Origin of the sequence: Nocardia puris (assembly GCF_003315035.1) — a bacterium.
GTDB lineage: Bacteria > Actinomycetota > Actinomycetes > Mycobacteriales > Mycobacteriaceae > Nocardia > Nocardia puris.
On sequence record NZ_QNRE01000004.1, the window covers coordinates 346,142 to 372,938 of the forward strand.

The following is a 26,797-nucleotide window of genomic DNA, read 5'->3' on the forward strand; positions in this document are numbered from 1 at the left end:
GGGGTGCGCGGGACGGTTGCCCGCGGCCCGCGCCGAACTCCGGACACTGAAGAGCCCCGGGCGAGCCGGGGCCGGAGACGGTCAGACGGACAGGGGAGCGCGGTCGAATTCGCCGTCGCGAGCGCCGGCGAGGAAGGCCTCCCATTCCTCGGGGGTGTAGTCGAGGGTGATGTCGCCGTGGCGCAGCGTGGTGGCGCCGTCCGCGGCGGTGTGGGCGATCAGCTCGGTATGAGCGCGCCCGCTGTCGAGCAGAGCGAGGAACGCGGTCCAGACGCTCGCGGTGACGGTGATGATGGGCTCGTCGGCGGGGCGGTTGGCCGGATTGCGGCGGTATTTGCTGTCACGGATGAGCACCGCATCACCATCGAACCGGATCTCGACGCACTGGTTCCCGTTATTGGATCGGGTCGACGTATACCAGCCGGTAGTGCCCGGCCGGAGGCTAGCGGTGGTGGCCATGCGCAGGATTTTACCCGAGTGCGCACCGTCTGATCAGCGCGGATGATTCGGTGCGTGAGAGCGATTGCTCGACGGCGCGCTGATAGGCGAAGCGCAGATCGCGCACCAGATCGGGATCGTCGACCGCACCGCCGAAAACGGCGCTCTCCGCCCAGCCGAAGGTGGGCAGTCCCTCCCCGGGGAAGTCGATGAGATGGAAGCTGCAGCCGCCCAGCGTGGCGCCCGCGGTGGCCGAGAACGGGATGACCCGCACCTCGAGGGTGTCGAGCTCGTCGATCAGATCGGCCAGGTGCTCGAGCTGGCCGCGCAGTACCTTGGGACCGCCGGTCTGCTGGTGCAGGGCGGCCTCGCCGATCACCGCGGTGAGCTCCACGCGGTCGGGTCCGTGCAGTCTGGCCTGTCTTCGCATCCGGATCGCGACCAGCTGCTCCACCTGCACCGGCCGGATCATGACGTCGGCGCTGATCAGGGCTCTGGCGTAGTCCTCGGTCTGCAACAGGCCCGGCACGATGAGGCTGTCGTAGCTGCGGATGCTGTGCGCGCCGAACTCCATGCCGTAGAGGCGCTGCAACTCGGGGCCGATCAGCGCGGAGGATTTGGCCCACCAGCCGCGCTCCTTGCTGGCGTCGAGCAGGGCGAGCAGTTCGGCGCGTTCCTCGGCGGTCACCTCGAGCAGGTCCAGCACGGGTTCGATGGTGTTGGTGGTGAGCACGCGTCTGCCCTTCTCCACGTGCGACCAGTTGGCCGGGGTGAAGCCGACCTGTCTGGCGAAGCCCGCGGAGTCGAAGCCGCGTTGTTCGCGCAGCTCCCGCAGTCGCAGCACCAGTTCCCAACGCGCGACGGTAGGCGAGACGGGTGCCATGACACGCGATGCTACGCCTCATCGTTTCCCCCGCTTGTGACTATTGTCATAGTAGTTGCCCAGGGCTAGGGTCCATGGATAGCGGCCGATTCACCCGTCACGTTCACTCCGCATCGAGGCGAGGTACGTCATGAGCAGGTCCCGCATCGCATCTGGCAGTCACCCGCAGGCCGGGCCACCGGACATCCGGTCACCGCAGGCCGCCGCGCAGGAATTCACCGCCACCCAGGACGCCTTCGCCCGCTGCCGCCGCTACCGCAAGGAGAACGGCCTGTTCGCGGTGGTCGAGCCCGCGCTCGGGCGCATCATGCTCGAGATCGGCTCGGTCGGCGCCGTGGTGATGCCGGGCGTGCTGGGCGAGCGGGTCCGCACCCTGCTCACCGCGCACGGTCAGCCCGGCGGGCCGATCATCGCCCACCCCCGCTCGGGGCGCTGGACGTTCCTCACCGGCCCGACCGACAACTCCTACCTGGACATGGCGCTGTTCGCGGACCTGTTCCGGGTGTGCGCCTCGGTCGCGCTGCCCGGCAGCCGGATCGTGCTGCCCTCACCCGCCGACGAGCACAGCGGCTACCGCACCTGGGTGGCGCCGCCCGCCGGCGACCACCGGCCCGACCTGCCCGAGGTGATCGCCGCGACCAGGGCCGCGGCGCTCCCCTCACCGCCCTGAGGTCTACGGCGTGGGCTGCGGCGTCAGCGTGATGCTGAAGCGGTCCTCGATGTTCTGCTCCCACTTGCGTTCGCACTCGTCGATCGCCGCCTGGTCGTTGCCCGCCTTGTTCAGGCAGTCGATCAGGTCACGGCCGCCGGACTCCACGAAGAAGCTCCAGCCGACGATGCCGATGAGGATCGACCCGATGATGGCCAGCACGCTCAGCACCAGACCGGTCACGGCCATGCCGGTGCCGCCGCCGGTGCCGCGGCGGGTCTTCACGAACGCGATGATGCCGAAGATCAGGCCGAACAGACCGAACAGCAGGCCGCCGACCACCGACCAGAAGGTCAGCAGCGCGAGGATGCCCAGCACCAGCGCGGTGATCGCCATGCCCTTGCCCTTGGGCGATTCCTGCCAGTACTGGCCCTGGCCGGGGGGCGGGTAGTTGCCGGGCGGCGGCGGGTAGTTGCCGGGCGGCGGCGGGTACTGACCGGGCGGGGGATATTGCGACATGGACTTCCTCTCAGTCGGTGCCGCTGGACAGGACTCACGCGACAATGCGCACCCGGCGGACGCGCTCGACAACTGATCGCGCACACCGGGTTCGGATGTTAATGGGACAAACCGTACGTCGCGCTACGCCGCGCTCACTGGCCGCCGAGGCGCGCGTGCATCTCCCACACCAGGATCTCGGCGGGGCCGCGCGCGGTGATCCGCTGCCCGCCGCTGCGGGTGAGGCGCACGGCGTCACCCGCGTACAGCGCGCCGACGCCCTCCATCTCGACCTCACCGCGCGCGACGAAAAGATGCAGGTAGGGGGCCTCGGGCAGGTCTATCGCGGCGTCGGTCCTGGCGACGTGCAGCGCCGAATGCGAGCTGTTGATGGCGATGGCCGTGCGGTCGCGGTACTTCGGCAGCCCCGAGGCCACCGTGACCAGGCCGCCGCGCGCGAGCTCGTCATCGATCTCGAGCTGCTGGTAGCCGGGGGTGAGGCCGGGCTCGTCGGGCACCACCCACATCTGCACGAAATGCACCGGGTCGTCGTGTTCGGCGCCGTTGTCCAGGCGCCAGGAATCGTTCTTCTCCGAATGCATGATGCCGGTGCCCGCGCTCATGCGCTGGGCGAGGCCCGGATAGATGACACCCGCGTGGCCGAGCGAATCCTGGTGCACCAGGCTGCCGTCGAGGACCCAGGTGACGATCTCCATATCCCGGTGCGGGTGGGTATCGAATCCCTGGCCGGGCAGGACTATGTCCTCGTTGTTCACCAGCAGCAGGCCGTGGTGGGTGTTGTCGGGATCGTAGTGCTCGCCGAAGGAGAAGGAATGCTTCGAATCCAGCCAGGACACCCGCGTTTTCCTGCGGTCGCCGCCGCGGTGGACGTCGATGTGCGGCGTCGTGAGTGTGGACATCGCGGTCCTCCTCTCCACGGCGTGGCCCGGTTCGCCATTCGGGGCGCGCGCTCGACGTCGCGATACTCGCCATTCCTAGTAGATTGTGCTGCACTCGGCATTTTACGCGAGCGACGCGGGGGTGAACGGCAGGCGAGCACTGCCGCCTACTGTCGCCCTCGGCGGCGGCCACCGCGTGGCGTACGACCGACCGGAACGGGCCCGTCCGGCGTGTTTCCCGCGTAACCCGATGCGTCCCAACGGAACCGGAGGTGAGAGCGGCATGCGACCCGAAGCGCTCGCGCGGATCGAACGACGGCTGCGCACCGAGGCGCACCGCGACGGCATCAACGATTTCGTGGTCGGCGTGGCGGTGTTCCGGCAGCGCCGCCTGCTGGTGGTACGGCGGGTGCCCGACGACTACAACGGCGGACTGTACGAACTGCCGGGCGGCGGCGTGGAATCGGGCGAGACCTTCGCCGATTGCGCGGCCAGGGAATTGCTCGAGGAGACCGGACTGCGCTTGCGCGGTATCACCGAATTCCTCGGCGGTATCGATTACGCCACCCGCACCAAAGCCCGCGTCCGCAAATTCAGTTTCGTCGCCGAGGTGGAGCCCGGCGAGGTCGAGCTGGCCCCCGGCGAACACGACGATTACGCCTGGATCGACGCGAACGAACTGGAAGACCTCCCCATGGCCCCGGATATGCGCGCCTCCGTGCGCTCCCTGGTCCACGCCATTTGAGCGGTACGCGCGAACCATCCCGACACGCCCAAGCACGGCAACGCAACGCAACGCAAGATACGCGCTCTCCCAGCCACGTCGGGGAGGGAGCCCGACGACCGACCGTTCGCGCGCGCCAGCGCGCCAAAAACACAGCCCGTACACCCGCCCCGGGCTCGGCCCAACCATCACCGCCACCGAACCGTCCGACCCCGTCCTTCGAGCGCGCCGAGAACACTGCACAATCGGGGCGGTGTCGATCGGTCGCCCAGAGGATGCGCAGTCACTGCCGCTGCGGACAGCGTTGCGGGAGAGTCCCGGGGTGGGGCGGCTGGCGATCGTGCGGTTCGCGGGGCAGTTCGGCGACGGGATGTTCCAGGCGGCGCTCTCGGGGGCGATCCTGTTCAACCCGGAGCGCGAGACCGATCCGCTGGCGGTGGCGGCGGGGTTCGCGGTGCTGTTGCTGCCGTATTCGCTGATCGGGCCGTATGCGGGGGCGCTGCTGGACCGGTGGGATCGGCGGGCGGTGCTGCTGGTGGCGAATGTGTTGCGGGCGGCGCTGATCGGTGTGGTGAGCGTCGGGCTGCTGGCCGGCGTGGGGGAGACGCCGCTGCTGTTGCTCGCACTGGCGGTGGTGGGTATCAGCCGGTTCGTGATGGCGGGCGTGTCGGCGGCGTTGCCGCGGGTGCTGGCGCAGGAGTGGCTGGTGCCGATGAATTCGGTGCTGGCGACGGTGGCCTCGGGCTGTGCGGGGGCGGGTGCGGCGATCGCGGTGGCGATCATCGGGGTGATCGGGGCGGGTGATCAGGGTTCGGCGGTGGCCGTCGCGGTGAGTGCGACCGGTTCGGTGCTCGGGGCGGTGCTGGCGGCCGGGTTCCGCCCAAGGGTGCTGGGGCCCGAGGGGAAGATCCGGACGGAGCGCGGCGCGGTGCGCGCGATCGCGACGGGTCTGCGCACCGGCGCGACGGCGGTGTGGCGCTCCAAGCACGTGACCACCGCGATGGTCGGGATCGGCACGCACCGCGTGGTGTTCGGCGCGAACACGCTGATCATGGTGCTGGTGCTGCGCCAGGACGCGTCCGGGCCGACGGGCGGGCTGATCGGTTTCGGGGTGGCGATCGCGGCGACGGCGACCGGCATGCTGGTGGCGGCCGTCCTCGCGCCGCTGCTGATCCCGCGGCTGGGCCGCCCGCGCACGGTGGTGGCCGGGCTGGTGACGGCGATGCTGGTGCAGCTCACGCTGGTGACGCCGACCGCCCTCGCGGCGCCCGACGCGGCGGACCGCGCGCATCAGCTCCTGCTCGCGGGCGCCTTCCTGTTCGGCCTGGCCGGGCAGACCATCAAGCTCACCGGCGACGCCACCATGCAGATCGACATCGACGACGACCGCCGCGGTCAGGTGTTCGCCCTCCAGGACACCGTCTTCAACATCACCTTCGTCCTGGCCATCGCCGCCACCGCCCTGGTGGTCCCCGCCGACGGCCGCTCCCTCCCGGTCGTGCTGACCGGCGCCCTCGGCTACGCCGTCGGCATCCTCGCCATCGCCTTGAACTCGCGTAGGCCGACCAAGTAGCCGAAGAAGCGCCTGGGCGGGCAGGCAGGTGGAACTGCCGAGTCCACGGGACGGTCGAGTGCCCGGTCGAGCCGGTCGGCTCACGCGCCCTGTACCGATCAGGAGGACGGGTGGCGATCGGACGTGGGTTCGGCCTGGTCGGCGGTGGCGAGTGGGTCGCGCAGTTCTGGCCACGGCTGAGTGGGCGGGTACATCGCGATCGGGTCGGTGCGGGGCAGGTAGGCCGGGGGGATTGCTTCGACCGGCAGCGCCGTGACGTCGAGGGGGTAGTCGGCCAGCGCCTCGGTGACCGGGTCGGCCTGCGGTGCCGGGGGTTCGGTGTAGGAGCGGAGGAGTTGGTCGGCGGCCGGGTCGGCGGTGCCGGTGATCTGCTGGTTCCAGGTGCCGAGGCCGGTGGGGTCGAGGAAGAAGGCGTCGAGCAGGCCGTCGTCGTCGAGGTCGAGCGCGGCCACGTCGGCGACGCCGGTGCCGCGCGAATCCCACAGCGCGTCGTCGGCCAGACCGTCGCCGTCGAAGTCCAGCTGGAGGGCGTCGGCGGTGCCGGTGCTCGCCAGATCGAGATCGGCCGGGCTGGTCCAGGTGCTGACGACGCCGTCGCCCGTCCCGAACACGTACTCGATGTCAGTCATACCCGGTTGGACGCACGCGCGGCCCGCGCGGTTCCACGATTTGTCCACAAGACCGCACCGGACCGCGAACCTGTGGACAACCAGCCCGCCGGGCCCGCCGCATACGTCCGATTCCGGTAAGTTGATCTCGCCCCGCACGAATCGACCAGGGAGCCACCGCATCATGGGAGCGATGCCGAAGCGTCTCGACGTGCCCGCGCTGTTCGGCGTCGTGCTCGCCGGCATGCTCACGGTCCCCACGGCCGCGCACGCCGCGCCCCACCCGTGGGCGCCGCCACCGGTGAACATCTGCGGTGAGACCGGCTTCGATCCGCTGGCGCGCGAACCCGATCCGAGCCTGCCGCCGCCACCGCCGATCAGCATCCCGCCGCGCATCGACATCCCGATCCCGTGGCCGGAGATCACCACGGTGCCGATTCCCGATCCGCCGCAGGACAACACGCGCATCGTCGCCGAGCCGCTGCCCGACGACCCGTGCCGCAACCCGTGCCCCGACATCCGCGACACGCCGAAACCCGATCCCGAGGCGACCGAGCCCTCCGATCAGGGCACGGGGTCCGGCTCTGGCTCGGGTTCGGGATCTGGCTCGGGTTCGGGGTCCGGGTCCGGTTCGGGGTCCGGCGGTTTCCAGATCCCCACGATCGAGATCCGCCCCGAGATCGAACCCATCCCGATCCCGGTCCCCGGCGGCCCCGGCGAGGAACCCCAGCCGGCCCCGCCCGCCGTGGTGAACCCGGCCGAGCCCGGCCCGGCCGCCGCCGCGCCCCCGCGCCCACAGGTCGGCGCCGTGGATCTGGTGAGTCAGGTGACCGGCCACGGCTCGGACAACCGCACCGATATGCGCTGGCAGGTCGACGGCACCGACCTCGGCCTGATGTGGGAGACCAAACCGGGCGAGATCGCGATCGTCTTCGGCGACACCTTCGGCGAGGGCTGGCAGCTCGGCGGCGCGGGCGGACCCGACTGGCGCAGCAACGTGCTCGGCTACAGCACCGACCGCGACCTCGCCGACGGCCTGACCATCGACACCATGGTGCAGGACAGCCGCTGCCACGCCGCGGAGTTCCTGAGCAGCCGCAAGATCAAGAACTGGGAGACCACCGTCATCCCGACCTCCGGGTTCGCGATCGGCGAGCGCCAGTACCTGAGCTACATGTCGGTGAACCGCTGGAGCCGCATCCCCGGCCTGTGGGTCACCAACTTCGGCGGTATCGCCTGGTCCGACGACAACGGCAGCACCTGGACCAAGGATCAGCACGCCCGCTGGGACAACCTGTTCGGCCTCGGCCGCTTCCAGGTGGCGGCCATGGTGCCGCACGGCGAGTACGTCTATATGTTCGGCACGCCCAACGGGCGGGTCGGCGTGGTCGGCCTGGCCCGGGTGCCGAAGGACCAGGTCCTGAACAAGACCGCCTATCAGTACTGGGTGGACGGCACTTGGGCGCCCGCCGCCGAGAACCACGCGACGCCGCTGTTCCTCGGCATCGCCAGCGAGGTGTCGGTGCGCTACGACGCCGTGGGCGAACGGTGGCAGATGGTGTACCTGGACTCGGCCGCGGGCGCGATCGTGCTGCGCGAGGCCGCCGAACCGCAGGGTCTGTGGACCGAGGCCGCGCCACTGGCCTACACCTCCGACTACCCGAAGGCGTACGGCGGGTTCATCCACCCGTGGTCGCCGGAGGGCGAGCTGTACTTCACGATGTCGGCGTGGGACACCTACAACGTGTATCTCATGCGCGCCGAGGTGAACTGAGTTCGGCGCTGCGGAAGCGCAGGCGCTGCCCGGGTCTGGCCTGGGCGACGGCGTCCACGTCGGCGTCCAGCACCACGGCGATCACCGGGTAACCGCCGGTGATCGGATGGTCGGCCAGGAACACCACGGGCTGCCCGCCGGGCGGCACCTGCACCGAGCCGAGCGCCACGCCCTCCGTGCGCAATTCGCCCTCGACGCGGCGGTCCAAGGGTGGTCCGGACGCGCGGTCCAAGCGCGCGCCGATGCGGTCGGTGTCGGTGGAGATCGTCCATTCGCCCGCGAACAGCGCCCCGGGATCGGTGAACCAGTCCGCGCGCGGTCCGGGCAGCGCTCTAACCGTCACCAGGTCGGCCGGCGGCGCGAGCGGCGCGTGGTCGACCAGCGGGAGTGCGCGCGGCGGCGGCCCGACCGGCAGCGCGTCACCCGCGCGCAAGGGTTCGGGGCCGAGCCCGGCGAGTGTGTCGCGGCTGCGCGAACCGAGCACCTCCGGCACGGTGAACCCGCCGCGCACGGCGACGTAGCTGCGCAGTCCGCTGGCCGCGTAGCCGAGTCGCAGGGTCTGTCCTTCGTCGAGTTCGAGGACGCACGCGTGCCCGACGGGGATGCCGTCCACGGTGGCCTGCCCGGGCGCACCCGTCACCGCGACGGTGTGGTGACGGTCGGCACGCAGCACCAGCCCGCCGAGCAGCACCTCGAGCGCCGCCGCGCCCTCCGGGTTCCCGACGAGGCGGTTGGCCAGCCGCAGCGACGCCCGGTCGGCCGCGCCCGCCACCCCGACGCCGGAGTGGAACCAGCCGGGCCTGCCCAGATCCTGCACGGTGGCCAGCGGACCGACCCGCTCGACGCGCATCATCGGGCCACCTCGAAACGGACGGTCGCCCCGGCGCGGATCAACGCCGGCGGATCGCGATCGGCGTCCCACATGGTGAGGTCGGTGTGCCCGATCAGCCGCCAGCCGCCCGGCGACACCCGTGGATAGACCGCCGAGAAGCCGCCCGCCAGGGCGACCGCGCCCGCCGGTACAGCCGTCCGCGAGACGGGGTGGCGCGGGACGGCGAGACGCCCGTCGGGCGATTCGAGGTACCCGAAGCCCGGTGCGAATCCGACGAAGGCGCACCGCCATTCGGTGCCGGTGTGCGCGGCGATCACGTCGTCCGTCGTCATGCCGAGCAGTTCGGCGACGTCGTCGAGATCCGCACCGTCGTATCGCACCGGGACGGTCACCACGTGTTCGGCGGACCCGTTGCGCGACAGTGTTCCACGGGAAACATCGCCCGAATCCGTCTCCTGTGCAAGCTCTTCCAGCAGGGTGCCGAGGGCGCGGCGCACCGGTTCGGCGTCGGCGGGGGCGCGCAGGGTGACCAGCACGGTCTCGGCGGCGGGCAGCACGTCCTGCACACCGGAGATCCGCGCGGCACGCAGCACGGTGGCGACCCGCACCGGATCGCCGAGCGTGATCAGGAACGCCCGGTCACCCGCGGGCCGGACACATTCCACCGCAGCCGATTTCCGATCCGCCATACCGCCCCCGGTCACGCGAACGATTCGACCGCGACGCCCGACTCCGCGAGCGCGGCACGAATGCGGCGCGCCATCTCCACGGCGGCGGGTGTGTCGCCGTGCACGCACAGACTCGACGCGGGTACCACGATGGAGCCACCCGCCACGGTGCGCGCCGACCCCGAGGAGGCGATCGAAATGGCTTGGGCGACAGCGTCGTCGGCGTGCAGCACAGCGCCCGGCACGCCGCGCGGCGCGAGCGAGCCCTCCGGTGTGTAGGCGCGGTCGGCGAAACCCTCACCCACGAAACGGATCTTGGCGTCGACGGCGGCGGCCTCCAGCTGCGTGCCCGCCGGGCCGAGCAGCGCCAGGCCGGCGTCGTACTCCGTCAGCGCCGCCAGCACGGCGTCGGCGATCTCGCGGTGCCCGGCGGCCGAATGGTAGAGCGCGCCATGCGGTTTCACGTAGCGCACCCGGTCGCCCGCGACCTTGACGAACGCGTCCAGCGCGGCGATCTGGTACAGCACCTCGTCGCGCAACTCGTCGGGGGAGACGGCGATCTCCCGCCTGCCGAACCCCACCAGATCGCGGTGGCCCACGTGCGCGCCGATGCGCACCCCGCGCTCCACCGCGAGCGCGCAGGTGCGGCGCATGATCGACGGATCGCCCGCGTGGAAGCCGCAGGCGATATTGGCGCTGGTGACGATGTCGAGCATGGCGGCGTCGTCACCCATCGCCCACGGGCCGAAGCCCTCGCCGAGATCGCTGTTCAGATCCAGCGGCATCGGAAATCCCTCCTGCGTCGATCGGTGTCTGCCCTCCATTGTCGTCGCCCGGCGCACGGGCGGACACGCGATCGGCGCGGACCGATCAGGTATGTCACGGTTCACAAGATCGTCCGCGGGGGATTCGGGTCGCGACGGATGGTCGCGCCGAGCGGGGGCTTGTACGCTCGGAGCAATCATGGCCACGTATTTCGATCCGAAGTCATGGTCACCTCTGTGGGCCGTCGACCTCGGCAAGCGGCTGTTCGACCAATCCTGGGTGGAACAGTGGCTCGCGACCACCACCTCGTGGGTGGACCCCGTAGTCGACCTCGGCTCCGGCACGGTCACCGCGCTGATGCCGGATGTGCTGATGACCGTGCTCAGCGAGGGCATCCTGAGCCGCTTCGGCGGGCGGGAGATCGCCGCGACCCTGCTCGGCCACCAGCTCACCGCCACCCTGGACGTGCTGAAAGTGCGCAGGCGCGGCGCGCACTTCCAGACCAAGACCGTGCTGTCGGGCCTGCTGTGGGACGGCCATCCGATCGAGACGGTCACCGTGATCGCGCACGGAATGCGGCTCATCCCGGGCGTACCGACCAAGGTGCGCACTGCCTCGCTCGATATCGAAGGCACGGTCACCACCGCCGCGCTGCTGGGCTGGCTCAACACCCAGCCATTGGACTGGGAACTGTCCACGCACGAGAGCGGGCTGATCCGGGCCGCGCACCGCAAGCGCGGGCTGACCGCGCTGGTGGACGCCACCATCGAGAACAACCTGCTCACCGTGCGCGTGCACCGCGCCACTTGGTTCGGGATCCGGCTGCCGAAGCGGATGATCACCGATCCGGCCATCCTGCTGGAGAACCTGCCGCAGCACGCGCGGATCGCGCACGCCGCGCGCGAGGGGGATCAGGTGCGGTTCCGGGTGGATCTGCCCGAGACCACCGGATCGTTCGACCTGGCGCAGATCCGCGACGCGATCGTCGCGGGCACCACCCTCATCGTGTTCTGACCTGCGAAAAGCTCAGTCCTGCTGGGTCTTCCACCACGCCAGCAGCGCCGCCTCCGCCTCGTCGCGGGTGAGCGGGCCGCGATCCAGGCGCAGTTCCTTCAGGAAGCGCCACGCCGTGCCGACCTCGGGGCCCGGCGCCAGGCCGAGCAGCTCCATGATCGCGTTGCCGTCCAGGTCGGGGCGGACCTTGGCCAGGTCCTCCTCCTGCCGGAGGCGTTCGATACGCGCCTCGAGGTCGTCGTAGGTGGCGCGCAGCGCGGCGGCCCGGCGCTTGTTGCGGGTGGTGCAGTCGGCGCGGACCAGTTTGTGCAGGCGGGGGAGCAGGTAGTCGGCGTCGGTGACGTAGCGGCGGACCGCGGAATCGGTCCACTGGCCCTTGCCGTACCCGTGGAACCGCAGGTGCAGGAAGACCAGGCGGGCCACGTCCTCGGTGAACTGCTTCGGGTACTTCAGCGCGCGCATGCGCTTGCGCACCATCTTCGCGCCCACCACCTCGTGGTGGTGGAAGCTGACACCGCCGCCCGGCTCGTTGCGCTTGGTGTCGGGCTTGCCGATGTCGTGCAGCAGTGCCGCCCAGCGCAGCACCAGGTCGGGATCGCCGTCCTCCAGGTCGATGGCCTGTTCGAGGACGGTGAGCGAATGCCAGTACACGTCCTTGTGCTGATGGTGCTCGTCGATCTCGAGCTTCATCGCCGGGACCTCCGGCAGCACGCGCTGGGCCAGCCCGGTCTCGCACATGATGTCGATGCCGTCGATGGGGTGCGCACCGGCGATGAGCTTGTCCAGTTCGGCGCGGACGCGCTCGGCGGTGATGCGGTCGATCTCGCCGGCCATCGCGACGATCGCCGCGCGCACGCGCGGCGCGAGTTCGAACCCGAGCTGGGAGACGAACCGGGCCGCGCGCAGCATGCGCAGCGGGTCGTCGTGGAAGGAGTCCTCGGGCGCGGCGGGGGTGTCGAGCACCCCGGCCAGCAGCGCGTCCATACCGCCGAGCGGGTCGACGAATTCGAGCGATCCGTCGGAGGCGATCGTCACGGCCATCGCATTGACGGTGAAATCGCGGCGCACGAGATCCCCCTCGAGCGTGTCGCCGAAGGTCACCTCCGGATTGCGCGAGACGCGGTCGTAGGAATCGCTGCGGAAGGTGGTGATCTCCAGCTGCTGATCACCTTTTGCCGCGCTGACCGTGCCGAACGCCAGACCCCCCGTATCCCACAGGTGGTCGGCCCAGCCCCGCATGATCTCCTGCACCACCTCGGGCCGCGCATCGGTGGTGAAGTCCAGATCGGTCCCCAACCGCCCGAGCACCGCGTCGCGCACACTGCCCCCCACCAGGTAGAGGGCGTGCCCCCGCGCCGCGAACAGTTCGCCGAGCGGGGTCAGGATGCCCGACAACCCGCCGAGCGTCACCGCCGCGGCCGCGAGCAACCGCGTACGCCGTTCCTCGGCGGGAATCAGGGCGGAACCGGTCACGTGCGCATCCTCGGACTTGGGCGAAACCACGAAAGAGCAGCTTACCGAGCCCCCGCCACCCCTTTTCCCCCGCACGATCCCCACCCCCGCGCCATATATAAGGACGCCCGCATAGTGCCACGTAGGCCTGCATCCATCCCACCGATTCTCTGGCACAGCCTGCTGAGCCCACCCGAAACCCGCCAACCCGCCACGACACCTACAGCCCTCAACCACAACGCACCATCCGCACTCTCCCAACCACCTCGGGGAGGGAGCCATACGACCGACCGTTCGCGGCCCGGCGCGCCACAAGCACAGCGCCGCACACCAGCCCCCGACCTCGCCTCAACGATCACCCGAAACGCACACTCCGCACTCTCCCAGCCACCTCGGGGAGGGAGCCCGACGACCGACCGTTCGCGGCCGTCTCGCGTTCCAGCGCTCGAAGCGCATGCGCGCAGCGCGAGTCTCGAGCGCTGGAACGCGAGACATCAAGGGCCGCGAACACGCGCGCGCCAGCGCGCAAAAAAACACAGCTAGGATTGCCAGGTGTCTCCGGCGGATCGTGCGAACAGTCGACGCCGCCAGCCGCGGCGCCGCGGTTCGGCGGGGAATGCGGCTAAGCCTCGTATGCGTACGGTGCGGGAGACTTCGGCCGGGGGATTGGTCGTGGACGGTCTGGACGGGCCGAGCGACAAGCGGAGCGCGGCGTTGATCGGGCGGACCGATCGGCGCGGCCGGTTGCTGTGGTCGTTGCCGAAGGGGCATATCGAGGAAGGCGAGACGGCGGAGCAGACCGCCATTCGCGAGGTGGCGGAGGAGACCGGTATCCAGGGGGTGGTGGTGGCCGAGCTGGGCAGTATCGATTACTGGTTCGTCACCGAGGGTCGCCGGGTACACAAGACCGTGCATCATTTTCTGTTGCGTTCGGTGGGCGGCGAGTTGTCCGACGCCGACGTGGAGGTCACGCAGGTGGCGTGGGTTCCCTTGAGCGAGTTGGATTCCCGGCTGGCGTACGCGGACGAGCGGCGGCTGGCCGAGGTGGCGAATCGGCTGATCGATCGGATGGAGATCGGCGAGCGATGACGCGTGGACTGTGCCGGATCATCGTGGCGGTCCTGACCTTGCTCGCCGCGGTGGCCGCGCCCCTGGTGCTGGCCGGGCCGGGGTCGGGGCAGCCCAACGGGTCCAACACCACGTCGGGGCCGCAGTTCTTGAAGTTGTCGCTGGATTCGGTGTCGCCCTCGGCGGTGACGGTGACAAGCGATCCGCTGCTGACGGTGTCGGGCACGGTGACCAATATCGGCGACCGCGTGGTGGACGACATCAGCGTGCGGTTGCAGCGCGCGCCCGCGGTGTCGGAGCCCAGCGGGCTGCGGTCGTCGCTGAGCCTGGACCAGGTGAACTTCGATCTGTCCGGCCCGTTCGAGGAAGTTGTCGACCGGCTCAGTCCGGGGCAGCGCAAGCAGTTCACGTTGAGCATGCCGTTGCGCCAGGACGGCAGTGGTGAAGCGTCGCTGGGGATTTCGGAACCTGGCGTGTATCCGCTGTTGCTGAACGTCAACGGCGAACCGGCGTACGGCACGCAGGCGCGACTGGACGACGCCCGGTTCCTGTTGCCGGTGCTGGGCCTGCCGCCGGTGGAGCCCGACGGCGCGCAACCGGTGCCGCCGCCGGCGAATCCGCCGGTGGCGACGACGTTGCTGTGGCCGCTGGCGGATCGCCCGCGGTGGGTGGCGGGCGTGCCGGGTTCGGTGAACGGGATGGCGGAGCTGACCGATGACGAGCTGGCCGCCTCGCTGAGCAAGGGCGGGCGCCTGGAGCAGTTGCTGGGCGCTTTGGAATCCGCGATCGGCACCGGGGTGACCCGCAGCCGCGAGCTGTCTACCTCGGTGTGCCTGGCGGTGGACCCGGATCTGCTGCTGACGGTGCAGGCGATGACGAGCGAGTACCGAGTGCTGGCGAGCCCGTCGGATCCGGACGGCGCGACGCGCGAGGGTGCGGGCACCGAGGCGGCGCAGAACTGGCTCGACCGGCTGCGCGCGCTGGCGTCCTCGCTGTGCACGGTGGCGTTGCCGTTCGCGCAGGTCGATGTGACGGCGTTGGCGGCGGTGAACGATCCGGACCTGTCGGCGCGCGCCCTGAACGCGCCCGCCGACCTGGTGGATTCGATTCTGGGGGTGCGTTCGCTGCGCGGGGTGAGCCTGCCGGATTCGGGGACCGTCGACGCGGGCGGCGGAATGCTGCTGCGCGGCCACGGTGTCACGACGGCGGTGCTGGCGGATTCGGCGGTGGTGCCCGAGGGTTCGGCGGGTTCGATGACGGCGCGCCAGTCCGTCGATGTGCCGGAGTCCGCCGCGCCGGAGCTGGTGTCGGTGCCGAGCGTGACCGCTCCGCCCGCCCCGGCGCCCACTCCGGAAGCGGCGCAACCGGATCCGGGTCTGCGGGTGGCGACGTTCGACATCTGGTCGGCGACGGCGCTGGCTGCGGTCGGCTCCAATCCGCCGACGCCCTCGTTCACGCCGAACCGGGTGCGCTACGAGGTGATGAACGATTCGCGGACCGCGCGCCTGCAGGACGCGCTGGGTGCGATCTCCTGGAGCGCGCTGAATCCGCAGGCGGGCGGGCCGCGCTCGATGCTGTTGTCGCCGCCGCAGCAGTGGGGCGCCAACCGCGACGAGGCGACCGCGCTGCTGAAGCAGGTGGAGCTGCTGATGCGCGGCAATCTGGCCACACCGCGCGCGTTCGCCGATCTGGTCGCGCTGCCGCCGGATCCGCGTCCGTTCGAACTGTCCTATCTGTCGCAGGCGGCGGCCGACGCGGTGCCGGAACGATTCGTGCTGCCCGTCCGCGACCAGGGCAGGCGCGTCTCGGAGCTGATGCGCGCGCTGGTGGACGTGCCGGAGTTCGAGCCGACGCCGGGGCAGTTCCTGACCCCGTTGCGCGACGACCTGGTGCGGGTGCTCTCCCTCTCGGATCGGCGCTCGGGCAACGCCTCGACCCCGGACACGTTCGCGCAGCGGCGGTTGGACCAGACCACCCGCACCATGGACGAGCTGTTCGGCTCGGTGTCGGTGCTGCCGCCCGGCGGCGTGTACACACTGGCGTCGGAGCAGAGCCCCCTGCTGCTGGTGGCGCGCAACGATCTGCCGGTCGCGATCCGCATCCGATTCCGCATCGAGGCCCCCGCCGAGACGAAGATCACCGATATCGGCGAACAGCAATTACCGCCGAAGGGGACACGGTCGTTCCAGATCCCTACCGAGGTCAGCGACAGCCGTAACCTGGTGATCCCCATCTCGCTCACCACGCCGGAGGGCATCGGGCTGGGCGAGGCCACCTCGGTGTCGGTGCGGTCCAACGCGTACGGCCAGGCCCTGGCGATCATCACGGCGAGCGCGGGCCTGCTGCTGTTCGTGCTGGTCGGACGCCGGTTGTGGCGGCGCTTCCGCGGTCGTCCCGACCCGGCCGACGAGGGTGTCGGCCCGGATCTGCGCCGCCGGGCGAGCAGGTACCGTCGGGCACGCAAACGCGCGCTGCGAAAGGCAGGACAGGAGGCACGGTGAGGGATGATCGATCGGGCGCCCTCACCGTGCGGAACAATCGGTGGGGACGCGCGTCCGCGACGGGGCGGGATCGCGGGACGGCACGACGGGGGACGCTCGACGGGCGAAACGCCGATCGGGCATGCCGGATGCACGGGTCCGGTACGACACAGGAGGCATGATGAGCGACGATGATTCATCCGCTCATCGGTCTCGACCTGATGAACGACCTGACGGGCCGCCCGCCCGCCGGGCCCCCGCCGCGCCGTGGGAACGCGCGCCGCGACCGCCGGAGGAACCCGGTGTGACCCGCCGCGATCCGAACGTCCCGCCCCCGGTGCCCCGGGTGAGCAGGCCGCAGGACGGCCGGATGCCGCCCCCTCCCCAGCGCCCGCCGCATCCCGGGCGCGGTCCGGCGCGTCCCGGTCATCCTGTCCCGCCCGAGTACGATCCGCGCGGCCCCCGTCGCGGTCCCGGTGAGTCGGGCGCGATTCCCGCGCAGCGCGGCCCGGCGCGCCCCGGGCCTGGTCAGCGCGCACCCGAACTCCCGCGTCGCCCGATGCCGGGTGGGCCGGAGGACTTCGCGGCCGGACGCGGTCCCATACCCCGCCCACCCGACGATCTCCCGGGCGGACGCGCACGCGTGCGGGGCACGCCAGAAGACTTCCCGGCCGGCCGCGACCCCATCCCCGGCGGACCCGACGACTTCCCCGATCGCCGCCCGATACCTGCCGAATCCGACGACTACCCGGCGGGGCGTCCCGGCGCGTATCCCGCGCAACGCGGTCCCGGCCCCGGCCAGTCCGGTGCCATCCCGGCGCAACGCGGCCCTCGACGCGGGCCGGAGCCCGGCCAATCGGGAGCGATCCCGGTCCAGCGCGGCCCCGAAGGCGGCCACCCGGGCAACATCCCGGCCCAGCGAGGTCCCGCGTCCGGTGCGATTCCCGTCCAGCGGCCGACCCCGTCGGGCCACTCCGGCCCCATCCCCGCGCAGCGCGGACCTGGTCAGCCGCCGAACCGTGGCCCCGGTGTTCCACCCGGTCCGGCTCACGCCCGCCCGCCCGCGCCACATCCCGGGCAGGGCGCGTACTCCGCCCAGGAAGACGGCGTCCTGGCGAAACCCGTGCGCGTCCCGCCGCAGCGTTTCGCGCCGCCGGACACCCGCCACGACCCGGCCGACGACGTCACCGTGCGCACGGCGCCCCCGCCGCGCTACGAACCCTCGCGCCCGCGCGAACAGGACGAACCGGAGGAGCCGCAGCCCAAGCAGAGCGCGTCGGCGCGCCTGCTGCGCGACTCCGGGTCGATCGCGATCGCCACCCTGGTCAGCCGGATCACCGGCTTCGGCAAGGTGCTCATGCTGGCGGCCGTGCTCGGCCCGGCCATCGCCAGCGCGTTCACCTCGGCCAGCCTGATCCCGAACATGATCGCCGAGCTGGTGCTCGGCGCGGTGCTGACCGCGATCGTGGTGCCCACGCTGGTGCGCGCCGAACAGGAGGACGCCGACGGCGGCGCGGCGTTCATCCGCAGGCTCGTCACGGCCGCGTTCACCGTGCTGGCCGTGGCCACGCTGTTCACCACCGCGGCCGCGCCCATCCTGGCCACCAGGGTGTTCGTCGACTCCGACGGCGCGGTGAACACCGATCTCACCACCGCGCTCACCTATCTGCTGCTGCCCGCGATCGTGTTCTACGGCATGTCCGCGCTGCTCACGGCCGTGCTGAACACCAGGCAGAACTTCAAACCGGGCGCCTGGGCGCCGGTGGTGAACAACGTCGTGGTGCTCACGGTGCTGGCCGTGTACGCGCTCACCCCGGGCGAGATCACCCTCGATCCGGTGCGGATGAGCGATCCGAAGCTGCTGGTGCTGGGCCTCGGCGTGACCTTCGGCGTGGTGTCGCAGGTGCTGATCCTGCTGCCCGCGATCCGCCGCGAGGGCATCGACCTGCGGCCGCTGTGGGGCATCGACAACCGGCTCAAGCAGTTCGCCGCCATGGGCGCGGCCATCATCCTGTACGTCCTGATCAGCCAGGTCGGCATGATCGTGGCCAATAACGTCGCGTCCAAGGCCGACGCGGCGGGCCCGGCCATCTACTCCTACACCTGGCTGCTGCTGCAGCTGCCCTACGGCGTGCTCGGCGTCACGCTGCTCACCGCGATCATGCCGCGCCTGAGTCGCAACGCCGCCAACGACGACACCCCCGCGGTGGTCGACGACCTGTCCGTCGCGACCAGGCTCACCATGATCGCGCTGGTGCCCGTGGTGGTGTTCTTCACCCTCGCCGGGCCCCAGATCGGTGAGGCGCTGTTCGGCTACGCGCGGTTCTCCGGCGATGCCGGGCGCCTCGGCGACGCGCTGAGCTGGTCGGCCTTCACCCTGATCCCGTACGCGCTGGTGCTGATCCACCTGCGGGTCTTCTACGCCAGGGAACAGGCGTGGACGCCGACCTGGATCATCCTCGGCATCACCGGCGTCAAGATCGTGCTCTCCGCGCTGGCCCCGGTGTTCGCCAGTTCCGGCGACCAGGTGGTGATCATCCTCGGCGCGGTGAACGGCGTGAGCTTCGCCGTCGGCGCGGTGATCGGCGGCTATCTGCTGCACCGCAGCCTCGGCGATCTGCGGATGATCAACGTGGGGCGCACCGTCACCCGCGTGGTGCTGGCCGCGCTGGCCGCGGGCGCGGTGATGCTGATCGTGGACAAGGTGCTCGGGCTGGACCGGATCACCAGCGCGCCAGGCTCGCTGCTGCGCGTGACAATCGACGCCATTGTGCTGTTCGCGGTGGCGTTCGGGCTCATGCGCCTGGCGGGGATCCCCGAGATCGTCGCGATCACGGTGGCCGTCTCGCGCCGTCTGGGCATCACCCCGCCCGCACCGGACCTCGACCTGGACGGACCGGTCGAGGACGAGTACGCCACCCAGGTCATGCGCAGGCCGCATCCGTACGCCTACTCCGGATTCGACCCCGTCATGGACACCCAGACGATGGTGCTGCCCGTGATCCGTCCCGGAGCTGTCGACCTGACCGGCAAGGGACAGTTCCCGTACCCTGTTCGGCAGGTGGGCACTCGTGGCGAGTACGCCGAGACCTCGACATACCAGGGCGAAGGAGGACCGAGGGTGAGCGACGACGCGGCGGCGGGCAGCGTCCCAGCCGCCGAACCTCCTGCGGGTGGGGCGGGCAGTCTGTCCACCGACAATCCCCCCGCGGCCGAGCAGCCACAGGGGCCGGGCGAGGCCGGCAGGCCCCCGCACGCGCCGGTGGGTCCCGCCGCGGCGCCCCCGCCCCGCGACGCACCGCCGCCGCAGCAGGCGCCGCCGCGCGATCCGATGTACGACACCGGCATGATCCCGGTGCCGCAGCTGCCGCCGCAGCAGCCCGTCGACCCCGGTCAACGCCGGGTTCCGCGCGGCCCCAAGCTGATGCCGGGCGCGTCGGTGGCGGGTGGCCGCTACCGGCTGCTGGCCAGCCACGGCGGTGCGCGCGGGCTGAAGTTCTGGCAGGCGCTCGACATCAAACTCGACCGCGAGGTCGCGCTCACCTTCGTCGACGCCGACCAGAAGGCCGGCGAGAACTCCGGTCACGACGGCCCGCAGGCGATCCTGTCGCGCACGCTGCGTCTGGGTCGGATCAACTCACCCGGCCTGGCCCGCGTGCTCGACGTGGTGCGCGGCAGCTCCGGCGGCATCGTGGTGGCCGAGTGGACGCCCGGTCGTTCGCTGCGTGAGATGGCCGAGACGGTGCCCTCACCGATCGGCGCCGCCCGCGCCATCCGGGCGCTCGCCTCGGCCGCCGAACTCGCCCACCGCGGCGGCGGTTCGCTGTCCATCGACCATCCCGACCGGGTGCGCATCAGCGCCTCGGGCGACGCGGTACTCGCCTTCCCCGGCACGCTGGCCGATTCCGACGCCCAGTCCGACGTGCGCGGCCTCGGCGCCATGCTCTACGCGCTGATCACGGCGCGCTGGCCGATCCGCTCCGGCGGGCTGACCGGGTCCGCCGCCACCGTCGGCGGCCTGCGTCTGGCCGATTTCGGCGCCGACGGCACGCCGGTGGAGCCGCGCCAGATCCGGCCGGAGGTGCCGTTCGAGATCTCGGCCGTCGCGGTGCGTTCGCTGGAGTCGAACAAGGGCGTGCGCACCGCGGCCACCGTGCAGCACGTGCTGGAGCAGGCGTCCGTGGTCGACCAGAAGACCGATTTCATCCCGGTGCTGCGGCTGGGTCAGCGGGCCCAGCACGTGCCCGCCGACGAGTCGCTGGCCGATCCGGAACTGCTCGCGCAGGAGCGGGAACGCTCGCAGCGCATGATGTGGATCATGGTGGGCCTGGGCATCCTGGCCGCGCTGGTGGTCGGCGTCGTGATCTGGTGGATGGTCAGCGTGTTCGCGCCGGGCGCATCCGACGCGCCGCTGGACGAACAGCGCAATATCGGCCTCACCACCAACAGCACACCGGCGCCCGCGCCCGCCCCCGGCGCGGTGCCGAGCACGCCGACGGGCGGAGTTCCGGTCCCGGTCACCGGCGTCACGGTGTTCTCGCCCGAGGGCACGCCCGACGGTGTGAACAACGTGGCGGCCGTGCTGGACAACGATCCGGCCACCGTGTGGCGCACCGACCAGTACTTCCAGCAGTTCCCCGCGCTCAAGAAGGGCGTGGGGCTGCTGGCCACGCTGCCCAGCCCGGCGCGGCTGACCAACGTCTCGATCACCTCGCCGAGCCCGGGCACCTCGGTGGAGATCCGCACGTCGCCCACGAATTCGCCCACCCTGGACCAGACCCAGCTGATCGGCACGGCCCAGCTGGGCGACGGGGTCACCGAGATCCCGGTGCAGGCCGACCAGGCGGTGCGCTACGTGCTCGTGTGGATCACCGGGCTCGGCACCACCGGCAGCCAGTTCCAGTCGGCCATCGCCGACCTGCGGTTCGACGCCGCCCCCTGACCTTTTCCTTTCTCTGCCACCACCGTTGCGGCGTGGCCGGCATCCCGCTCGGTCTGGTTGCTGCCCCTTCGGCCCTGCCGATATGATCGGCACGCGCTCTCGGCAGGGGAGCTTCCCGGATTCTGGTGACGCGATTCCGGATGCTGCGAAAGTTTTCGGTGACAGGTGATCCACGCTGTCGCCCGGTGAGCGCCGTCGAGGGGTTGGATTGTCGGAGAGGAACGAGGGTTCCCGCGCGGGAAGTTCGCGGCCGGTCGCGGCCCGCGAGCGCTCGTTCGTGCCCGACGACCTCACCGACGCGCAGTTGCTGCGGGCGCACGTCGACGGGGAGCGCCACGCCTTCGCCGAACTGTTGCGCAGGCACAACGACCACCTCTGGCAGACCGCCCTGCGCACTTCCTACACCAGGGAGGACGCGGCCGATTCGCTGCAGGACGCACTGCTCTCGGCCCATCGCACCGCAGGTTCGTTCCGCGCGGAGGCCGAGGTGCGCAGCTGGTTGCACGCCATCGTGGTGAACGCCTGCCTGGACCGCATCCGGCGCAACAAGACCCGGCGCGCGGTGTCGTTCTCGCCGGATTCCATGCCGGAACCGATCGACGAGCGCGATGAGTTCGCCCACCTCGAGTTGTCGATCGTGGTGGATCGCGCCCTGTTCTCGCTGCCGCCCGATCAGCGGACCGCGCTGGTTGCGGTCGATCTGGAGGGGTATAGCGTGGCGGAGGCGGCCGCCATGCTCGGCGTCCCGGAGGGGACCATCAAGAGCCGGTGCGCGCGGGCACGGCAACGTTTGCAGGAACGTTTGGAATTTCTGCGCGATCCGCGGAACCGGAACTAGTGGCGCTGCGTCATTAATAGTGACGAACCACTGAGCGATGTATTCAGGGGCGGCCCGGTAGGCGGTCGCCATGGCGAACGGGACAGCAATGTCCGATGGGAATTACGGAGGTGCGATGGCGACCCGGTCAGTTCCGCAGCCTCCGTTCTCCACGGAGTTGCTGGCCGACCTGCATGCCGACAACATCGACCCCGAACTCGGAGCCCAGCTGTGGCCCCTGGTCCGCGCCGATGCCGACGCCAGCCGGTATCTGGACTCGCTGGACGAGGTGCGCGGCCACGTGCGCGAACTAGGTGCCGTCGACCCGGTACTCCACCCGATGCCCGACGACGTGTCGGTGCGCCTGTTCTCGTTCCTCGAGGATCTGGAGTCCGGCGAGGAGCCGCGCGCCACCGTCCACCGGCTGCCGGAACCTTCCGAAACATCTTCCGCCCCAACAGGTCCGAGTGAACACCTCGCCCCGCCCGTCTCGCTGGACGAACGCCGCGGCCGCCGGTTGCGCTGGCTCGCCGCCGCGGCGGCCGTGGCGGCCGTGGTCGCGGGTGTCGGGATCGGCGCCTCGGTGCTGGGCGGTGACGAGGAGGGCACGCCCGTCGCGTCACCGACCGAGAACCAGATCGGCGACGACCTCACCGCCACCGCCGCGCTCGCCGCGCTCGGCCGCAACGACGTCACCGGCCCGCTCGCCGACTACGCGGCCCGCGACGCCTGCGTGGCCGCGGCGGGCCTGACCCGCCCGGTGCTCGGCTCGATGAACATGACCTACAGCGGCCAGGCCGCGGTGCTCATCCTGCTCGGCGGCGCCGACCGCGGCCAGATCACCGCGCTGGTGGTGGGGCCGGGCTGCGCGCCGGGAGATCCGCAGGTGAAGAACATCACCGACATCGGGTAGCGACGGGGCCGGGCCGCGCGGGAACATCAGCGTTTACCCTGTTGTTGAGTTTCACGTTCCCCCAGATCACCCCAGATCACCTCGGAAGGGCGCCATGATTCGCGACCTGATCATTGTCGGCTCCGGCCCCGCCGGTTACACCGCCGCCGTCTACGCGGCGCGCGCCGAGCTGCAGCCCTTGCTGTTCGAGGGCACCCAATTCGGCGGCGCGCTGATGACGACCACCGAGGTGGAGAACTTCCCCGGCTTCCGCGACGGCATCATGGGCCCCGACCTGATGGACCAGATGCGCGAGCAGGCCAAGCGTTTCGGCGCCGACATCCGCACCGAGGACGTCGACGCCATCGACCTGAGCGGTCCCGTGAAGACGGTCACCGTGGGCGAGGAGACCTACCAGGCGTACGCGATCGTGCTGGCCATGGGTTCGGCCGCGCGCTACCTGAACGTGCCCGGCGAGCAGGAACTGCTCGGCCGCGGCGTGAGCGCCTGTGCCACCTGCGACGGCTTCTTCTTCAAGGGCCAGGAGATCGTGGTGGTCGGCGGCGGCGACTCGGCCATGGAGGAGGCGACCTTCCTCACCAAGTTCGCGTCCAAGGTCACCATCGTGCACCGGCGCGAGGAGTTCCGCGCCTCGCGCATCATGCTGGAGCGGGCCAAGGCCAACGAGAAGATCGAGTTCGTGCTGAACGCGGAAGTCGTTCGGGTGCACGGGGACAACGCGGTGACCGGTCTCACGCTGCGCGACACCCGCACCGGCGAGACCTCCGAACTGGCCGCGACCGGCCTGTTCGTCGCGATCGGCCACGACCCGCGCAGCGAGCTCGTGCGCGGCCAGGTCGAACTCGACGATGAGGGCTACGTGCAGGTCCGGCATCCGGGCACCGCCACGAACGTCGAGGGCGTCTTCGCCGCGGGCGATCTGGTCGACCACACCTACCGGCAGGCCATCACCGCCGCGGGCACGGGCTGCCGCGCCGCGATCGACGCCGAACGCTGGCTCTCCGAGCAGGGCGATATCACCGCGAACACCCTGGACCACGCGGGACAGCCGGTCGCCGCGAACGCCCACTGATCTCGCCCACATCCCGATCAACGAGGAGAAACCCATGGCCGACAACGGCAACACGGTCACCGTGACCGACGCGTCCTTCGCCGACGACGTGCTGCTCAGCGAGAAGCCCGTCCTGGTCGACTTCTGGGCGGATTGGTGCGGACCGTGCAAGATGGTCGCCCCCGTGCTGGAGGAGATCGCCGGCGCGCACGCCGACAAGCTGACCATCGCCAAGCTGGACGTCGACGCCAACCCGTCCACCGCCCGCGAATACCAGGTGCTGTCGCTGCCCACTATGATGCTGTTCCGCGGTGGGAAGCCGGTGAAGCAGATCGTCGGCGCCAAGGGCAAAGCGGCCCTGCTGCGCGAGCTCGCGGACGTCATCTGACGGACGCGCTCGACGACGCGCCGTAGGATGCCCGTGGCGGCGGTAATTGCCGTTTTCGGGGCCAGGTCTGAGACAATCGACCGACGCTTCGCGCGAGGGTGTACGCCGTCGCCTGAGTGGGTACCCGGTTCGACGGAAGGAAAGGGCTCTCACGCATGCACCGACTTCGTCACGGCGATACCGGTCCAGCCGTAGCAGAGGTTCGGAGCACCCTGGCCAGTCTCGGATTCCTGCACGCGCATGCCGCCGATTCGGCCGACGGGCACGAGTACTGGAAAGACACCGAGGCCTCCTTCGACCACCACCTCGATTCCGCGGTCCGCGCGTTCCAGCAGCATCGCGGTCTGCTCGTGGACGGGGTGGTGGGTCCGGCGACCTACCGGGCCCTGAAGGAGGCGTCCTACCGGCTCGGCGCGCGCACCCTCATCTACCAGCTGTCAGCCCCCCTGTACGGCGACGATGTGGCCACCTTGCAGCGCAAACTGCAGGATCTCGGCTTCTACGTGCACCGCGTGGACGGCTATTTCGGCCCGCACACCCACGATGCGCTCACCGCCTTCCAGCGGGAGATCGGGCTGTCCGCCGACGGTATCTGCGGGCCCGACACACTGCGCTCGCTGGAGTTGCTCGGCGCGCGTGTGACGGGCGGCAACCCGCATCGCATCGCCGAGGAAGAGGTGGTGCATCGCGCGGGCCCGCAGCTGACGGGCAAGCGCATCGTGATCGACCCGGGCCTGGGCGGACCCGACAAGGGGCACGCGGTGCCCACCGAATACGGCGACGTGTACGAGTCGGAGATCCTGTGGGATCTGGCCAGCCGGTTGGAGGGCCGCATGGCCGCCACCGGGATGGAGACGTTCCTCTCCCGCCCGTGGGGCGCCAATCCCACCGACGCCGAACGCGCCGAGACCTCCAACGCTTTCGACGCCGATCTGATGATCTCGCTGCGGTGCGCCACCAACCCGAGCCCCTCGGCGAACGGGCTGGCCAGCTTCCACTTCGGCAATTCGCACGGTTCGGTATCGATGATCGGGCAGGTGCTGGCCGGGTTCATCCAGCGCGAGGTAGTCGCGCGAACCTCGTTGCAGGACTGCCGGACTCACTCGCGTACGTGGGATCTGTTGCGGCTCACCAAGATGCCCACCGTGCAGGTCGACATCGGTTATCTCACCAACGAATACGACGCGTCGGTGCTCACCAACCCGCGCATGCGCGACGTGATCGCCGAGGCCATCCTCATCTCGGTCAAGCGGCTGTACCTGCTGGGGCAGGACGATCAGCCCACGGGCACCTACACTTTCGCCGAACTGCTGGCCGAGGAATTGGCGGCCGCCGACCGGACCTGAGGCTGCCCAGTACTTTTCGAGAACGCCCTGCCATCCTTCGGGTCGGCAGGGCGTTCTCGTGTCAGCGGGCGCCCGCGCGGGTGGGCGCGGTGATCGACGCGGCGGCGAGCAACTGGTCGAGCGCGCGCTCCACGTCTTCCTTCCAGCCGTGGTCGGAATCCAGCTCCAGGCGCAGCCGCGGGAACCGGTGGTGCGCCGCGACGACCTCGAAACCGAACTCCTCCAACAGGTCCGCGTCGATCATGCAGGTCTGCGGCGAACACTCGGCCGACGCCGATGCGGCCGATCCGCGCAGCGGCGCGCCGATCCGCTCCATGAGCGTCATCGAACCCACCAACCGGTCGGTCAGGCGCTTGGCCGGCGGCTCGGACCGCAATCCGAACGCCTCCAGCGCGCGCACGCCACGGCGGATCAGATCCGTCACGACGGCCCGTAGCAGCGCGTGCGCGACATCTTCGTCGCGGTAGGGGAGTTCGGTGCGCAGCGTGGTCAGCAGCACCGCGTCCGGGCTCACCGGAGAAGTCGGGAACAGGCCGGCACGCGGCACGGCGCTCGGCGGCGAGTACAGCGCGCAACCGGCGACCTTGCCGTCCACGTTCGCCACCTGTCCGCAGGAACCCCACTCCAGCATGACAGTCGAGAGCCAGGCTTCCTTCTCGAACACCGGGTCGCTGAACGCCCGGGAGTCCTCCGCCACGGCGGGATCGATCTCCCAGAACACGCAGCGGCGGGCATGCGCGGGAAGGTTGTCCAGGCCGCCGAGGGTAAGTGCTGTGACGCTGGTCGACACCGCTCTGCTCAGCCTCCAGCTGTCCGATTCATCCACGCTCACGCCGCATCAATGTCTTCTCGCCAGCAAGGATATGCGATCAACGCGAAGCCGCCTCATTCCAGGTCGCTGTGCTGTTGTGTCCGAGTCCGGCGGTTCCGCGCGAACGCGTCACCGCGGCGGCGAAAACCATGCCGTCACAGTGACGTTTCCGCGCCGGACCCGTCCCTACGGGATACACGGGGC

The 26,797-nt window shown here is 70.5% G+C and carries 23 protein-coding genes; 13 read left to right on the forward strand and 10 right to left on the reverse strand.

Features of this window, described 5'->3' with window-relative positions:
- Nucleotides 1-81: 81 nt before the first annotated feature.
- Nucleotides 82-459 (reverse strand): DUF397 domain-containing protein, encoded by a 378-nt coding sequence (locus DFR74_RS14620; protein WP_067502863.1) that lies wholly within the window; start codon nucleotides 457-459, stop codon nucleotides 82-84.
- A gap of 10 nt (nucleotides 460-469) precedes the next feature.
- Nucleotides 470-1,321 (reverse strand): helix-turn-helix domain-containing protein, encoded by an 852-nt coding sequence (locus DFR74_RS14625; protein WP_067502860.1) that lies wholly within the window; start codon nucleotides 1,319-1,321, stop codon nucleotides 470-472.
- Between the two features lie 130 nt (nucleotides 1,322-1,451).
- Between DFR74_RS14625 and DFR74_RS14630 the strand changes: the two genes are divergently transcribed.
- Nucleotides 1,452-1,991: a hypothetical protein gene (locus DFR74_RS14630; protein ID WP_067502858.1), complete on the forward strand. Its 540-nt coding sequence runs from the start codon at nucleotides 1,452-1,454 to the stop codon at nucleotides 1,989-1,991.
- Nucleotides 1,992-1,994: 3 nt separating this feature from the next.
- Here the strand turns inward: DFR74_RS14630 and DFR74_RS14635 are convergent, their stop codons facing one another.
- Together DFR74_RS14635 and DFR74_RS14640 are read right to left on the reverse strand one after the other, a co-directional pair.
- Complete coding sequence (locus DFR74_RS14635; RefSeq protein ID WP_067502856.1) at nucleotides 1,995-2,489, reverse strand: DUF4190 domain-containing protein; 495 nt, start codon at nucleotides 2,487-2,489, stop codon at nucleotides 1,995-1,997.
- A gap of 134 nt (nucleotides 2,490-2,623) precedes the next feature.
- Nucleotides 2,624-3,388, reverse strand: coding sequence for a pirin family protein (locus DFR74_RS14640; protein ID WP_067502854.1), 765 nt, complete (start codon nucleotides 3,386-3,388; stop codon nucleotides 2,624-2,626).
- 262 nt (nucleotides 3,389-3,650) lie between these two features.
- On the opposite strand from DFR74_RS14640, the gene DFR74_RS14645 reads away from it, so the two are divergent.
- Nucleotides 3,651-4,112, forward strand: coding sequence for an NUDIX hydrolase (locus DFR74_RS14645; protein WP_067502852.1), 462 nt, complete (start codon nucleotides 3,651-3,653; stop codon nucleotides 4,110-4,112).
- 232 nt (nucleotides 4,113-4,344) lie between these two features.
- On the forward strand, nucleotides 4,345-5,664 hold the full coding sequence (locus DFR74_RS14650) for an MFS transporter (protein ID WP_084537278.1): 1,320 nt from the start codon (nucleotides 4,345-4,347) through the stop codon (nucleotides 5,662-5,664).
- 98 nt (nucleotides 5,665-5,762) lie between these two features.
- On the opposite strand, the gene DFR74_RS14655 is transcribed toward DFR74_RS14650, so the two are convergent.
- A complete protein-coding gene (locus tag DFR74_RS14655) occupies nucleotides 5,763-6,293 on the reverse strand; it encodes a hypothetical protein (RefSeq protein ID WP_067502849.1) in 531 nt (176 codons plus the stop codon).
- Between the two features lie 163 nt (nucleotides 6,294-6,456).
- On the opposite strand from DFR74_RS14655, the gene DFR74_RS14660 reads away from it, so the two are divergent.
- Complete coding sequence (locus DFR74_RS14660; protein WP_067502846.1) at nucleotides 6,457-8,046, forward strand: DUF4185 domain-containing protein; 1,590 nt, start codon at nucleotides 6,457-6,459, stop codon at nucleotides 8,044-8,046.
- On the opposite strand, the gene DFR74_RS14665 is transcribed toward DFR74_RS14660, so the two are convergent.
- From DFR74_RS14665 to DFR74_RS14675, 3 genes are read right to left on the reverse strand one after another with little or no spacing between them, the layout of a single operon-like run.
- Complete coding sequence (locus DFR74_RS14665; RefSeq protein ID WP_067502843.1) at nucleotides 8,024-8,899, reverse strand: 5-oxoprolinase subunit C family protein; 876 nt, start codon at nucleotides 8,897-8,899, stop codon at nucleotides 8,024-8,026. The two genes, DFR74_RS14660 and DFR74_RS14665, sit on opposite strands and share 23 nt — an antisense overlap.
- Nucleotides 8,896-9,567: a 5-oxoprolinase subunit B family protein gene (locus DFR74_RS14670; RefSeq protein WP_067502840.1), complete on the reverse strand. Its 672-nt coding sequence runs from the start codon at nucleotides 9,565-9,567 to the stop codon at nucleotides 8,896-8,898. Before DFR74_RS14670 ends, DFR74_RS14665 begins: the two co-directional genes overlap by 4 nt.
- Before the next feature lie 11 nt (nucleotides 9,568-9,578).
- On the reverse strand, nucleotides 9,579-10,331 hold the full coding sequence (locus DFR74_RS14675) for a LamB/YcsF family protein (protein ID WP_113975110.1): 753 nt from the start codon (nucleotides 10,329-10,331) through the stop codon (nucleotides 9,579-9,581).
- Between the two features lie 178 nt (nucleotides 10,332-10,509).
- Between DFR74_RS14675 and DFR74_RS14680 the strand changes: the two genes are divergently transcribed.
- On the forward strand, nucleotides 10,510-11,325 hold the full coding sequence (locus tag DFR74_RS14680; RefSeq protein ID WP_067502838.1) for a hypothetical protein: 816 nt from the start codon (nucleotides 10,510-10,512) through the stop codon (nucleotides 11,323-11,325).
- Between the two features lie 12 nt (nucleotides 11,326-11,337).
- On the opposite strand, the gene DFR74_RS14685 is transcribed toward DFR74_RS14680, so the two are convergent.
- The gene (locus DFR74_RS14685) at nucleotides 11,338-12,798 is read right to left on the reverse strand and encodes a CCA tRNA nucleotidyltransferase (protein ID WP_067503322.1); all 1,461 of its coding nucleotides are present in this window, start codon (nucleotides 12,796-12,798) and stop codon (nucleotides 11,338-11,340) included.
- A gap of 531 nt (nucleotides 12,799-13,329) precedes the next feature.
- Here DFR74_RS14685 and DFR74_RS14690 point away from each other — a divergent pair.
- The 8 genes from DFR74_RS14690 to DFR74_RS14730 all read left to right on the forward strand — a co-directional run bounded on the left by DFR74_RS14690 (nucleotide 13,330) and on the right by DFR74_RS14730 (nucleotide 25,782).
- Complete coding sequence (locus DFR74_RS14690) at nucleotides 13,330-13,866, forward strand: NUDIX hydrolase (RefSeq protein WP_067502835.1); 537 nt, start codon at nucleotides 13,330-13,332, stop codon at nucleotides 13,864-13,866.
- Complete coding sequence (locus DFR74_RS14695; protein ID WP_067502832.1) at nucleotides 13,863-16,346, forward strand: DUF6049 family protein; 2,484 nt, start codon at nucleotides 13,863-13,865, stop codon at nucleotides 16,344-16,346. The genes DFR74_RS14690 and DFR74_RS14695 overlap by 4 nt, the downstream gene beginning before the upstream one ends.
- A gap of 1,168 nt (nucleotides 16,347-17,514) precedes the next feature.
- Nucleotides 17,515-21,267 (forward strand): murein biosynthesis integral membrane protein MurJ, encoded by a 3,753-nt coding sequence (locus tag DFR74_RS14705; RefSeq protein ID WP_113975135.1) that lies wholly within the window; start codon nucleotides 17,515-17,517, stop codon nucleotides 21,265-21,267.
- A 277-nt stretch (nucleotides 21,268-21,544) separates the two neighbouring features.
- Complete coding sequence (gene sigM, locus DFR74_RS14710; RefSeq protein WP_067502826.1) at nucleotides 21,545-22,105, forward strand: RNA polymerase sigma factor SigM; 561 nt, start codon at nucleotides 21,545-21,547, stop codon at nucleotides 22,103-22,105.
- Nucleotides 22,106-22,220: 115 nt separating this feature from the next.
- On the forward strand, nucleotides 22,221-22,997 hold the full coding sequence (locus DFR74_RS14715; RefSeq protein ID WP_067502796.1) for a hypothetical protein: 777 nt from the start codon (nucleotides 22,221-22,223) through the stop codon (nucleotides 22,995-22,997).
- A gap of 94 nt (nucleotides 22,998-23,091) precedes the next feature.
- The gene (gene trxB, locus DFR74_RS14720) at nucleotides 23,092-24,069 is read left to right on the forward strand and encodes a thioredoxin-disulfide reductase (protein WP_067502793.1); all 978 of its coding nucleotides are present in this window, start codon (nucleotides 23,092-23,094) and stop codon (nucleotides 24,067-24,069) included.
- Nucleotides 24,070-24,103: 34 nt separating this feature from the next.
- Nucleotides 24,104-24,436, forward strand: a complete 333-nt coding sequence (gene trxA / locus DFR74_RS14725; protein ID WP_067502790.1) for a thioredoxin — start codon at nucleotides 24,104-24,106, stop codon at nucleotides 24,434-24,436.
- 155 nt (nucleotides 24,437-24,591) lie between these two features.
- The gene (locus tag DFR74_RS14730) at nucleotides 24,592-25,782 is read left to right on the forward strand and encodes an N-acetylmuramoyl-L-alanine amidase (RefSeq protein ID WP_067502787.1); all 1,191 of its coding nucleotides are present in this window, start codon (nucleotides 24,592-24,594) and stop codon (nucleotides 25,780-25,782) included.
- Nucleotides 25,783-25,843: 61 nt separating this feature from the next.
- On the opposite strand, the gene DFR74_RS14735 is transcribed toward DFR74_RS14730, so the two are convergent.
- Nucleotides 25,844-26,572 (reverse strand): hypothetical protein, encoded by a 729-nt coding sequence (locus DFR74_RS14735; protein ID WP_067502784.1) that lies wholly within the window; start codon nucleotides 26,570-26,572, stop codon nucleotides 25,844-25,846.
- Between the last annotated feature and the right edge of the window lie 225 nt (nucleotides 26,573-26,797).

What these genes read in the sequence shown, in the direction of transcription:
- DFR74_RS14680 (WP_067502838.1), top strand. Translation starts at nt 10,510, where the DNA reads ATGGCCACGTATTTCGATCCGAAGTCATGGTCACCTCTGTGGGCCGTC.
- DFR74_RS14730 (WP_067502787.1), top strand. Translation starts at nt 24,592, where the DNA reads ATGCACCGACTTCGTCACGGCGATACCGGTCCAGCCGTAGCAGAGGTT.
- DFR74_RS14620 (WP_067502863.1), bottom strand. Translation starts at nt 459, where the DNA reads ATGGCCACCACCGCTAGCCTCCGGCCGGGCACTACCGGCTGGTATACG.
- trxA (WP_067502790.1), top strand. Translation starts at nt 24,104, where the DNA reads ATGGCCGACAACGGCAACACGGTCACCGTGACCGACGCGTCCTTCGCC.
- DFR74_RS14670 (WP_067502840.1), bottom strand. Translation starts at nt 9,567, where the DNA reads ATGGCGGATCGGAAATCGGCTGCGGTGGAATGTGTCCGGCCCGCGGGT.
- DFR74_RS14635 (WP_067502856.1), bottom strand. Translation starts at nt 2,489, where the DNA reads ATGTCGCAATATCCCCCGCCCGGTCAGTACCCGCCGCCGCCCGGCAAC.
- DFR74_RS14660 (WP_067502846.1), top strand. Translation starts at nt 6,457, where the DNA reads ATGGGAGCGATGCCGAAGCGTCTCGACGTGCCCGCGCTGTTCGGCGTC.
- DFR74_RS14695 (WP_067502832.1), top strand. Translation starts at nt 13,863, where the DNA reads ATGACGCGTGGACTGTGCCGGATCATCGTGGCGGTCCTGACCTTGCTC.
- DFR74_RS14625 (WP_067502860.1), bottom strand. Translation starts at nt 1,321, where the DNA reads ATGGCACCCGTCTCGCCTACCGTCGCGCGTTGGGAACTGGTGCTGCGA.
- DFR74_RS14645 (WP_067502852.1), top strand. Translation starts at nt 3,651, where the DNA reads ATGCGACCCGAAGCGCTCGCGCGGATCGAACGACGGCTGCGCACCGAG.
- DFR74_RS14675 (WP_113975110.1), bottom strand. Translation starts at nt 10,331, where the DNA reads ATGCCGCTGGATCTGAACAGCGATCTCGGCGAGGGCTTCGGCCCGTGG.
- DFR74_RS14665 (WP_067502843.1), bottom strand. Translation starts at nt 8,899, where the DNA reads ATGATGCGCGTCGAGCGGGTCGGTCCGCTGGCCACCGTGCAGGATCTG.
- DFR74_RS14715 (WP_067502796.1), top strand. Translation starts at nt 22,221, where the DNA reads ATGGCGACCCGGTCAGTTCCGCAGCCTCCGTTCTCCACGGAGTTGCTG.
- DFR74_RS14630 (WP_067502858.1), top strand. Translation starts at nt 1,452, where the DNA reads ATGAGCAGGTCCCGCATCGCATCTGGCAGTCACCCGCAGGCCGGGCCA.
- trxB (WP_067502793.1), top strand. Translation starts at nt 23,092, where the DNA reads ATGATTCGCGACCTGATCATTGTCGGCTCCGGCCCCGCCGGTTACACC.
- DFR74_RS14655 (WP_067502849.1), bottom strand. Translation starts at nt 6,293, where the DNA reads ATGACTGACATCGAGTACGTGTTCGGGACGGGCGACGGCGTCGTCAGC.
- DFR74_RS14640 (WP_067502854.1), bottom strand. Translation starts at nt 3,388, where the DNA reads ATGTCCACACTCACGACGCCGCACATCGACGTCCACCGCGGCGGCGAC.